Annotated in this window: 9 protein-coding genes and 1 riboswitch; of the genes, 5 read left to right on the forward strand and 4 right to left on the reverse strand. The window is 69.8% G+C overall.

Annotation, left to right across the window (positions count from 1 at the left end):
* Window positions 1–261: 261 nt before the first annotated feature.
* Together JHN63_RS40060 and JHN63_RS40065 are read left to right on the forward strand one after the other, a co-directional pair.
* Window positions 262–1377 (forward strand): metallophosphoesterase, encoded by a 1116-nt coding sequence (locus tag JHN63_RS40060; protein ID WP_267953856.1) that lies wholly within the window; start codon window positions 262–264, stop codon window positions 1375–1377.
* Between the two features lie 192 nt (window positions 1378–1569).
* Window positions 1570–2430: a hypothetical protein gene (locus JHN63_RS40065; RefSeq protein WP_200690035.1), complete on the forward strand. Its 861-nt coding sequence runs from the start codon at window positions 1570–1572 to the stop codon at window positions 2428–2430.
* Window positions 2431–2510: 80 nt separating this feature from the next.
* On the opposite strand, the gene JHN63_RS40070 is transcribed toward JHN63_RS40065, so the two are convergent.
* A complete protein-coding gene (locus JHN63_RS40070) occupies window positions 2511–2870 on the reverse strand; it encodes a winged helix-turn-helix transcriptional regulator (protein WP_374222991.1) in 360 nt (119 codons plus the stop codon).
* 136 nt (window positions 2871–3006) lie between these two features.
* On the opposite strand from JHN63_RS40070, the gene JHN63_RS40075 reads away from it, so the two are divergent.
* Both JHN63_RS40075 and JHN63_RS40080 read left to right on the forward strand, forming a co-directional pair.
* Window positions 3007–3945 carry an NADP-dependent oxidoreductase gene (locus JHN63_RS40075; RefSeq protein WP_200690037.1) on the forward strand — a complete coding sequence of 313 codons (939 nt, stop codon included), beginning with the start codon at window positions 3007–3009 and terminating at the stop codon, window positions 3943–3945.
* Between the two features lie 171 nt (window positions 3946–4116).
* On the forward strand, window positions 4117–5367 hold the full coding sequence (locus JHN63_RS40080) for a serine hydrolase (RefSeq protein WP_200690038.1): 1251 nt from the start codon (window positions 4117–4119) through the stop codon (window positions 5365–5367).
* A 38-nt stretch (window positions 5368–5405) separates the two neighbouring features.
* On the opposite strand, the gene thiC is transcribed toward JHN63_RS40080, so the two are convergent.
* Entirely contained in the window at window positions 5406–7280 is a 1875-nt protein-coding gene (gene thiC, locus JHN63_RS40085; protein ID WP_200690039.1) for a phosphomethylpyrimidine synthase ThiC, read from the reverse strand.
* Window positions 7273–7462: riboswitch (TPP riboswitch) on the reverse strand. (Overlaps the previous gene by 8 nt.)
* Before the next feature lie 71 nt (window positions 7463–7533).
* Between thiC and JHN63_RS40090 the strand changes: the two genes are divergently transcribed.
* Window positions 7534–9060, forward strand: coding sequence for a YibE/F family protein (locus JHN63_RS40090; RefSeq protein ID WP_200690040.1), 1527 nt, complete (start codon window positions 7534–7536; stop codon window positions 9058–9060).
* A 202-nt stretch (window positions 9061–9262) separates the two neighbouring features.
* On the opposite strand, the gene JHN63_RS40095 is transcribed toward JHN63_RS40090, so the two are convergent.
* Together JHN63_RS40095 and JHN63_RS40100 are read right to left on the reverse strand one after the other, a co-directional pair.
* A complete protein-coding gene (locus JHN63_RS40095) occupies window positions 9263–9700 on the reverse strand; it encodes an SsgA family sporulation/cell division regulator (RefSeq protein ID WP_200690041.1) in 438 nt (145 codons plus the stop codon).
* Window positions 9701–9799: 99 nt separating this feature from the next.
* The gene (locus JHN63_RS40100; protein WP_234478409.1) at window positions 9800–10513 is read right to left on the reverse strand and encodes an IclR family transcriptional regulator C-terminal domain-containing protein; all 714 of its coding nucleotides are present in this window, start codon (window positions 10511–10513) and stop codon (window positions 9800–9802) included.
* Window positions 10514–10867 lie beyond the last annotated feature (354 nt).

Consider the following 10867-nt stretch of genomic DNA (forward strand, 5'->3'; position numbering starts at 1 on the left):
CCCACCGAACAGCCGCCTCCCACGCACCCCACCCCCAAGGGCGAAATCCAGCCGCCCTAAAGGCGCGAACCAACCCCCGTCAAGGAAAGGGCGACCAGCCGAAGCCCGGCCCAATCGGGGCGAAAGCCGCGGTGAAGTGGAGTCCTGCTCTGATTCACCACCCCTGGGTCATCACATGGCGCGATCCGCATTCCTATGATGGGCCCACGACACCGCGGGCCGCTGCGACCAGGCAGTCCGACGCGGTGCGGACGCGGCGCGATGGTGGAGGGGTCGATGACTCAGGGGGCCGGTCAGGGACCCGAGATGGAGCGGACGGCGACGTTGCGCGACTTCCGGGTACCCGCTTACGTCCACGAGACCGGTCCGTACGCCGACAGCGCGCAGCCCGGCGAGACCGTACGACCCGACGAGGAGGCCTTCGAAGAAGCCTTCGACGAGGTCTATCCGGAGGGCTACACACCCACTCAGCGCGATCTCCCCGTCATCAATCGGGGTGACACGCTTCAGGTCGCGGTGGACCCGGCGTCGGCGGCCGCCGCGCAGCAGACCGAGGGCCCCGGGCCGCTGTTCGTCGTAGGGGACGTACACGGCTACCTCGACGAACTGGTCGCCGCGCTGCGCGAGAAGGGCCTGATCGACGCGGCCGGAAGCTGGTGTGCGGGCACCGCGCGGCTCTGGTTCCTCGGCGACTTCACCGACCGCGGGCCGGACGGCATCGGCGTCATCGACCTGGTGATGCGGCTGTCCGCCGAGGCGGCCGCGGCCGGCGGCTACTGCAAGGCGCTCATGGGCAACCACGAGCTGCTGCTGCTCGGCGCCAAGCGGTTCGGCGACACCCCCGTCAACTCCGGCGCGGGCACCGCCACCTTCCAGGCGGCCTGGCTGCTCAACGGCGGCCAGAAGACCGACATGGACCGCCTCCAGGACGTCCACCTGCAGTGGATGGCCCGGCTTGACGCCATGGAGGAGGTCGACGGCCACCTCCTCGTGCACTCCGACACCACCGCCTACCTCGACTACGGCGACTCGATCGAGGCCGTCAACGACAACGTCCGCGAGACCCTCACGCGCAACGACGCGGACGAGGTGTGGGACGTGTTCCGCAAGTTCACCAAGCGCTTCTCCTTCCGCGACGAGGGCGGTGCCGACCATGTCCGCTCATTGCTCGACATGTACGGCGGGACCCGGATCGTGCACGGCCACAGCCCGATTCCCTATCTCCTGGGCGATGTCGGCTCCGAGGACGGCGAGGACAGTTCCGGTCCCGTGGTCGAGGGACCGCACGTCTACGCCGAGGGACTCGCCATCGCGATGGACGGCGGGGTGACCATGGCCGGAAAACTGCTGGTCCAGCGACTGCCCCTGGATATCTGAGCGTTTCGCGGGCAGACGTCCCCCTCGGAGGACCGGCGAGCGACAGCGCTGGCCAGGGGCCAATTTCTGGAAACCCCCTGTCACCGTGTGCCGTCGCCGCTCTACCATCGGCTTATCCGTAGCAGGCTCCCCTCCGTTTCTGCCCGACGGCTCGTTGGCATGCGAGCCCCAAGCCCTACGGAGCATCGGGGGATGCACATGAACAGCGTTCCGCAGCACCTGCACAGCGAGGACCGCCAGGAGTACGAGCGGATCCTCGACGAGGCGCTGCGCTCCGCCCCTACCCGCCCGGAACTGGCCGCTGTCGGTAAGCGGCTCAACCCCGAACAGCTGCGCACCATGGCGCTGAACGCCACCGCACTCATCACGGCGGCCGCGGCGACCGAGTACCAGCACTACGTGAAGGTCCGCGAGGAACTGCGCCAGCCGGCGTCGTCCCCCCCGTCGTCCGTCCACGAGACCGACTCCATGGAGCCGGGCGGCGTGGGCGCGATGGGGCTCGCCACCACCCTGGGGGAAGCGGCCGAGGGTGCGGGCGCCGTCGCCGTCGCCGCCGTCCTCACCCCCGTCCTCGCCGGCACGGCCGCGGCGATATTCCTGCTCGTGGGCTACATCCTCAAGATGCTCACCCCCGAGCCCGCGTTCGCGCAGACCATGCTCACCGCGGGCTGGGTGTTCGGCGCCATGACCGCCGCGGCGATCCTCGTCGCCGCCATCGGCCTGCTGCTCACGGCCCTGCGCAACCGGCCGACGTTCGACAGCGACCCCTACGGCGAGGCGGGCGGTGAGGTGGCCCGCGCCAGGGACGCCTGGCACGACGCCCTCCTGGAACGCGGCATCCTGCCGTTCCTCCAGGAGGCGCTCGCCGCTCCGGGCACGGCGGCACTGCGCCGTACGGCACCACCGGCACCGAGTCGCATGCCACACCTCGGCTACGACCGCCCGGGCTTCTCCAGCCCCGACGAGGGCCCGGAGCCGGGCCACCGCCCGAGCTTCAGCAGCCCGGACTTCTCCAGCCCGGACTTCGGGGGGCCCGAACACCAGCCGGAGTAGCCCCTCGGCTTGCGCCCCCACCCAGGGGAGCGCAAGCCGAACACCCGGTCACGGGCCCGCTGTTCGTCGCACCGGCCCGGTCATGGACCCGGCCGCCCGTCGAACTCCTCCCGCGCCGCGCGCATGGCGGTGACGTTCGCCTGCGCCCAGACGGTGATGCTCTGCACCAACCCGCCGACTTCCTGGCCCAGTTCGGTCAGCCGGTACTCCACGCGCGGTGGCACGGTCGGGTACACCGTGCGGATCAGCAGTCCCTCGCGCTCCAGCGCTCGCAGGGTCTGCGTCAGCACCTTCGGCGTCACACCGTCCAGCCGTCGCCGCAGCTCGGCGAACCGCATGGTCCGGGCGTCCTCCAGGGCCACCAGCACCAGCATGGTCCACTTGCCCGCGATCAGCTCCAGTACGGCACGAGTGGGGCAGTCGCGCAGGAAGATGTCCACGCCACCGTATTTCCTCAGGTCGAAGCCGGTATCCATGAGGAACCTCGATATCAGAGAAGTGCCTTCTTCCGCAGGGTCGTCGCCCGTCCGACCATGGAACGCGCCACACACCACGCCCTGTTGACGAGGAGTCAGGATGTCCGCCCGTATGCACGCCATCGTCCAATCCGTGTTCGGCGGCCCCGAGACGCTCGCCTACGTCGAGACCGACATCCCCGAGCCCGCCCCCGGCGAGGTGCTCCTGCGGGTCGCGGGCGCCGGCGTCAACCCGGGCGACGCGGTGCTGCGGTCCGGCCGGGTGCCGGAGCTGGTCCCCCTGCCGTGGACGCCGGGCAACGACGTGGCCGGTGTCGTCGAGCGGGTCGGCGAGGGCGTGACACGGTTCGCGCCGGGCGACGAGGTGTACGGCATGCTGTCCGTCACCCCGCGGGGCGCGTACGCCGACTTCACCGCCGTACCGGCCGACGCGCTGGCGCCCGCGCCCAAGAACCTCGATCTCGCCCACGCGGGAGCCGTACCCCTGGTCGCGATCACCGCCTGGCAGGCCCTCGCCGTACTGGCACGGGTCGGGCCGGGCGACCGGGTGCTGATCCACGCGGCGGCGGGCGGTGTCGGACACGTCGCCGTCCAACTGGCCAGGGAACTCGGGGCGTACGTCATCGGCACCGCCCGCGCGGCCCACCACGACTTCCTGCGCGAGCTGGGCGCCGACGAGCTGATCGACTACACCACCACCGACTTCCGGACCGCCGTCGCGCCGGTGGACGCGGTCCTGGACCTGGTCGGCGGTTCCTACGGCCCGCACTCCCTCGACGTGCTCCGGCCGGACGGTCTGCTCGTCGGCGCGTCGATCGACCCGGGGACGGACGAACGGCAGGCCGCCGCCCGGGGGCTGCGCTACACGTGGGTGACGGCCGAGCCCTCCGGCGCCCTGCTGAAGCAGATCACCGAATGCGTCGAGGCGGGTCGGCTGCGGGTCTCCGTCCAGCGCACCTACCCGCTGTCCGAGGCCGCCGAGGCCCACAGCGCCATCGAGGCCAAGCGCACCACGGGCAAGCTCGTCCTCGTGCCGTGACCGACGCGGCCCGCTGATTCCCCACAGCGGCCCGACGGGGACGAACCCGACGTTCGCAGGGGGGTTATGTCCACCCCGCACTCGGTGGGCAGCCCCATCCTCCCCCGCGTCCCGATCCGGTTGGCTTGTGATCGTCACCGATCAGCACCAGGAGCTACGGGGGATTCGACCATGCAGATGCCGTCCTCGAGGAAGACCGGCGCCGCCGTGCTGACAGCGGCGCTGCTCGCACTGGGCGCGCCCGTGGCCGCGACCGCCACCACCGGACACCCGGCACGGAACCACCCCTCCCACGTGTACGACGAGGCCGTGCTCCAGCGCGACCTGGCAGCCGTACGGAAGGCCGGCGGCGGCGACGTGAACGTGCTGGCCAGGGTCGACGGACCGAACAGCACCCCCCTCATGGCCCGCATCGGCACCCGCACCGCCGACTCCACCGCCCCGATCCCCTGGAACGCGCACTTCCGCGTCGCGAGCACGACGAAGACGTTCGTGGCGACCGTCGTCCTCCAACTCGTGGCGGAACAGCGGCTGTCGCTCGACGACACCGTCGAGCACTGGCACCCGGGAGTCGTCACGGGCAACGGCAACGACGGCAGCCGCATCACCGTCCGCGACCTCCTCCGCCAGACCAGCGGCCTCTACGACTACGTCGACGACCCGGAGATCCAGGACCGCCTGATCAACCACTTCGACGAGAACCGCTACGACACCACCCCGACGGCCGACCTGGTCGCGGTGGCGATGAAGCACCGGCCGCTGTTCGTACCTCAGCCGGGCGGAGCCACCCGGTGGGCGTACTCCAACACCAACTATCTGCTGGCCGGGATGATCGCCGAGAAGGCCGGAGGCGCGAGCTGGCAGGACCTGGTCGCGCACCGGATCATCGCGAAGCTCGGACTGCGCAACACCTCCGTCCCCGGCCTCAACCCGTTCCTGCCCGACCCGCACGTGAACGCCTACCTGACGACCGCCGACGGCAAGCGTCTCGACGTCACCGATCACAGCCTCCAACACACCGCGGACTCCGGTGTGGTGAGCACCACCGCCGACCTGAACACCTTCTTCCGCGCCCTGGCCGACGGCAGGCTGCTCCCCGCCGCCCAGTGGCGCGAGATGCGACAGACCGTCGAGCGGACCGACGACCCGGAGGACGTGGCCGAGATGCCCGAGGGCACCTACGGCCTCGGCCTGCGCAGGATCCCGCTCTCGTGCGGCGGTTACTACTACACCCACGAGGGCGACGGAGCGGGCGTCGACACCCGCCCAGCGGTGAGCGCGGACGGCAGCCACGCGGTGACCGTCTCCATCACGACCACCACCGCACCGCCGGACCTCGCCGCCCTCAACCACGCGACAGGCATCCTCGTCGACCACGCCCTGTGCGACGACACGTCGGCCAAAGGCTCGCCGAAGAGCTAGACACCGTGCTGGACCGTGTCCGCCCCGGCCGGTCGTCGTCAGTCGGCGATCGGCAAGTAGACCCGGTTGCCCGCCGCCGCGAACTCCTTCGACTTCCGCGCCATGCCCTCCTCGACCTCCGCCTTGGTACCGCCGTGTTCACGGCGGATGTCCTGGGAGATCTTCATCGAGCAGAACTTCGGCCCGCACATGGAGCAGAAGTGCGCCGTCTTGGCCGGCTCGGCCGGAAGCGTCTCGTCGTGGAACTCCCGTGCCGTGTCGGGGTCGAGGGCCAGATTGAACTGGTCCTCCCAGCGGAACTCGAAACGGGCGTCGGACAGCGCGTCGTCCCACTCCTGTGCACCTGGGTGCCCCTTGGCGAGGTCGGCTGCGTGGGCGGCGATCTTGTAGGTGATGACGCCGGTCTTGACGTCGTCACGATTGGGCAGGCCCAAGTGCTCCTTGGGCGTGACATAGCAGAGCATGGCCGTGCCCCACCAGGCGATCATCGCGGCACCGATGCCGGAAGTGATGTGGTCGTACGCAGGCGCGACGTCCGTCGTCAGCGGGCCGAGCGTATAGAACGGAGCTTCATCACAGATCTCCTGCTGAAGGTCGATGTTCTCCTTGATCTTGTGCATCGGGACATGTCCCGGGCCCTCGATCATGGTCTGTACGTTGAAACGCTTCGCGATCGTGTTGAGTTCCCCGAGCGTCCGCAACTCCGCGAACTGCGCCTCGTCGTTGGCGTCCGCGATCGAACCCGGCCGCAGACCGTCGCCCAGCGAGTACGTGACGTCGTAGGCGGCGAGGATCTCGCACAGCTCCTCGAAGTTCTCGTACAGGAACGATTCCTTGTGGTGGGCCAGGCACCAGGCGGCCATGATCGAGCCGCCGCGCGAGACGATGCCCGTCTTGCGGTTCGCCGTCAGCGGTACGAACGGCAGCCGTACGCCCGCGTGGACCGTCATGTAGTCCACGCCCTGTTCGGCCTGTTCGAGGACCGTGTCCTTGTAGATCTCCCAGGTCAGCTCCTCGGCCCGGCCGTCGACCTTTTCGAGCGCCTGGTAGAGCGGCACCGTGCCGATGGGGACGGGGGAGTTGCGCAGCACCCACTCGCGGGTGGTGTGGATGTTGCGGCCGGTGGACAGGTCCATGACCGTGTCGGCGCCCCAGCGGGTCGCCCAGGTCATCTTCTCGACCTCCTCCTCGATCGAGGAAGTGACCGCGGAATTGCCGATGTTGGCGTTGACCTTCACCAGGAACCGCTTGCCGATGATCATCGGTTCGATCTCGGGGTGGTTGACGTTGGCCGGCAACACCGCACGCCCCGCCGCGATCTCCTCACGGACCACTTCGGGCGAAACGTTCTCCCGTACGGCCACGAACTCCATCTCGGGCGTGATCTCACCCCGTCGCGCGTAGGCGAGTTGCGTGACCGCCACGCCGTCCCGCCCGCGTCGCGGCTGCCGCGGCCGCCCGGGGAAGACCGCGTCGAGGTTGCGCAGTCCGCCGCGCGGCGAGGTGTGCTTGATCCCGTCGTCCTCGGGGCGGACGGGCCGGCCCGCGTACTCCTCGGTGTCGCCGCGAGCGATGATCCAGTTCTCCCGGAGCGGCGCCAGCCCCCTGCGGACCTCGGTGTCGACGAGCGGATCGGTGTACGGGCCGGAGGTGTCGTACAGCGTGACCGACTCCCCGTTGGTGAGGTGCACCTGACGGACCGGCACCCGCAGATCGGGGCGCGAGCCCGCGATGTACCCCTTGTGCCAGCCGATGGACTTCCCGGCCGCCACGGGCTCCTCCACCTCCGTGGGCTGCTCGGCCGCCGCGGAATCCTCGGCCCCGGTCGGCTGCTCGGCCCGCGCCAACTCCTCGCCCGAAATGGGCTGTTCGTCCTGGCTGAAGGCAGACGTGTGTGCGTCCTTGTTGGTCATGAGACCTACTCCCTACGCCGGCATTACCCGGTAACAGGTTCGGCGGTCGACGCAGCGGCTTCCGTCAGCCGATGTTTCATGTGAAACATCACTCGATACAGGTGACGTTTCCCGTGAAACATCGCAGAGACGAAGGTCAGCGCCCTCTCAGCCCGGTGCTCCGAGCTCCCGCGTGTGCAAAGGTGCCTCCACGCTAGCGCCATAAGTGGCGCGGTGAACAGTGGGCCTCCGACGTTCTTGCGATGATCGGGCGGTGACCACGACACAGCAGCCCCCGTACCCGCCGACCGGGCCGCCGCATGGCCACGACCACGGCCACGGTTCGGGAGGCGACCACGGCTCCGGGTCCGGTTCCGGCGACGACCACGGTTCCCATGGGGACGGCGGGCACGGTTCCGGTGCGGGCGGCGGACACGGTCACTCGCACAGCCACGGCCCCGCCGCCCCTGTCTCCCGTCACCTCCGGAAGGTCATCGCGGCGATCCTGATCCCGTTCACCGTGGCGGTCGTGGTCGGCATGGTGGTCCTCTGGCCCGGCGGCGCCCCCTCGCACAAGCGCACCGGAGTCGGCTTCGACCGGCAGACACAACAGGCGACGGTCACCAAGGTCGTCAGCGTGAGCTGCGCGTCGGTGAACGCCTCGGGCAGCGGCGCGACCGGCGACACCTCCACCGCCGAGGGCTCCTCCGCACAGCAGGAGGCGGGCGGCACCTGCAAGAAGGCCACGGTCACGGTCAGCACCGGCAAGGACAAGGGCCGTACGTTCACGGAGATCGTGCAGCCCGACCAGTCACGGCAGTTGCATCAGGGCGAGAAGGTCGTGGTCGCCTACGAGCCCTCCGCGCCCAGGGATCTGCAGTACTCGGTCACCGATGTGAACCGTAAATTCCCGATGGCACTGCTAGCCGGGATCTTCGCGCTGGCCGTCGTGGTGGTGGGCCGACTGCGCGGTGTCATGGCGCTGATCGCGCTGGCCATCAGCTTCATGATCCTGAACTTCTTCATCCTGCCCGCGATCCTGCACGGCTCGAACCCGCTGATCGTGGCGGTGGTCGGGTCGAGCGCCATCATGCTGATCGCCCTCTACATGTGCCACGGACTGTCGGCCCGTACGTCGGTGGCGGTACTCGGCACGCTGATGTCGCTGGTGCTGATCGGTGTCCTGGGCTCGGTGTTCATCGGCTGGGCCGCGCTCACCGGCAACACGGACGACAACACGGGCCTGATCCACGGGCTGTACCCGTCGATCGACATGAGCGGTCTGCTGCTCGCCGGCGTCATCATCGGTTCCCTCGGTGTGCTCGACGATGTGACGGTCACCCAGACCTCGGCGGTCTGGGAACTGCACGAGGCCAACCCCTCGATGGGCTGGCGCGGGCTGTACCGCGCCGGCATCCGCATCGGCCGCGACCACATCGCCTCCGTGGTCAACACCCTCGTCCTCGCCTACGCGGGCGCCGCGCTGCCGCTGCTGCTGCTCTTCTCCATCGCGCAGAGCAGCGTGGGGGCGGTCGCCAACAGCGAGTTGGTCGCGGAGGAGATCGTGCGCACGCTGGTGGGCTCGATCGGCCTGGTCGCGTCGGTACCGGTCACCACGGCCCTCGCGGCCCTGGTGGTCTCGGCGGACCGCCCGGGACGCGAGGCGGTTCCGGCGGGTGAAGGTGCGGGTACCTCTACGGCAGGCGCGGGCGCGGCGGGTACGGCTGCAACGGCCCCGTCGGCGCCCAGCGCCAAGCCCGCGGCCACGCGCGGCGGGAAAGGCCGTCGCCGCAAGCACTGAGGCGCCCTGCGGAAGGGGGCTGTCCTGCCGCACGGACTGGGCCAGGCTGCGGGAAGGCCGTCGCCCGCAAGCGCTGAGCCGAGCTGCGGGAAAGGCCGCGCACTGAGGCAGGCCGCGAGAATCGCCGTACAGAGCCGCAGGGCCGAGCAGGGCCGAGCAGAAGCGTTACACCAGCCTCCCGCCCCACCCTCACGGCAGCGCCTCAGCCCGCGCTCTGCTCCTCCGCCAGGATGCGGTCCAACGCCTCGTCGAGGTGCGTGTCGAAGTCCGCGAGGGCGCCTTCCTGACCGAGCGGAACCAGCCGGTCGGTGCGATCGAGGAACGCCACGAGCGGTGCCGCGCCGGTGCGGAACAGCGCCTGGTCGCCGCCCACCTGAAGCCGGATCAGCACCTCGCCCAGCATCTCGGGGTCGACGGGCTCGATCCGGACATCGCCTTCCCCGCACGCGACACCCACCCCGTCGATCAGCAGCTCCCGGCCGAAGGTCCAGGTCACCGGGGCGTCTCCCGGCAAATGGAAGGTCAGCCGCACGGCGTACGGATCGCACGTCTCGTAGCCCAGCTCGACCGGGATACGGAAGGAGAGCTCCTCGGAAACGAGGAAGCTCATCATGACCTCTGCCTGTACGGACTCGCGCATCGCCTATCCCGTCAACTGCCGTCGTATGGCCGGGAATGATCCCCGTGACACTGAAGGAATATTGCTGAACGTACACGTTAGATCACAAGGAGTAAGTTTTCAGATACTGATAGAGAGCGCGAGCGACCCCAGAAGCCTGCCGACCTCGGTCTCCAACTGCCGCGCCGCGGCCGGCAGCCGATCGGCCTGATGCGCGGGCAGGGAGATGGCCATCGTGGCCGCCACGGCGCCGAGCGTGATCGGAATCGCCGCGCAGACCGTCCCCAGCGCGTACTCCTGACGCTCCACCACCTGCTCCGTCCGCCGCATCCGGTCCAGGCGCCGCACCAGCGAGTGGCTGTCGCGCACGGTGTACGGCGTGAGGGACCGCACGGGGTAGCGGTCGAGGTGGTCGCGGCGGACGCCCTCGTCCAACTGGGCCAGCAGACACTGCCCGATCGCGTGCGCGTGCCCCGTCTCACGGAAGTCCGCCCACTCCTCGACCGCCGGATTGCCGGGGGTGTCGGAGACGCACAGGACCTCGATCTCACCGTCGCGGTACATCGCGTAGTACACCGGCGCACCGATCAGATCCCGCCAGTGCGCGAGCGCGTCGACGATCGTGCTGCGACGTTTCTCCTGCGCTCCGCTGCTGCTCAGCCGCTCGGCCGCCTCCCCGAGGAAGAACAGCCCCTTGTCGCGGCGGAGATAACCCTCGTGCACCAGGGTGCGCAGCAGGTGGTATGCCGTGGGGAGGGCGAGGCCGGTCTCGCGGGCCAGTTGCTTGGCGGGGGCTCCGTGTCCGTGCCCGGCGACGGACTCCAGCAGGCGCATGGCCCGTTGGACGGAGCCGATGAGGGTGGCGGCGGGCTGCCGCGGGTCGGTGGTTGTCGCGCTGCGCTGCGGATCGGGGACCGCGGTGAAGCGCTGCGGATCGTTGGTCGGCGCGGAACGCTGATGGTCGGTGGCCGTCGTGGAACGCTGCCGCGGCGGGGTCGCCACGGGTCGTTGTCGTGCCACCGAACCGGGCTGTGACGTCGAGCTCTGCGGTGCCACCGGACGCTGCTGTGTCACTGAGCTCGGCTGTGGCACCGGGTGCAGCGGTACCACCGGACCCTGCTGTGCCACCGGCCGCAGTTGCGCGGGTACCGCCATCGATCGCGGCCACGTGGACGGGACGGGCGGGAC

Origin of the sequence: Streptomyces sp. MBT65, assembly GCF_016612545.1 — a bacterium.
GTDB lineage: Bacteria > Actinomycetota > Actinomycetes > Streptomycetales > Streptomycetaceae > Streptomyces.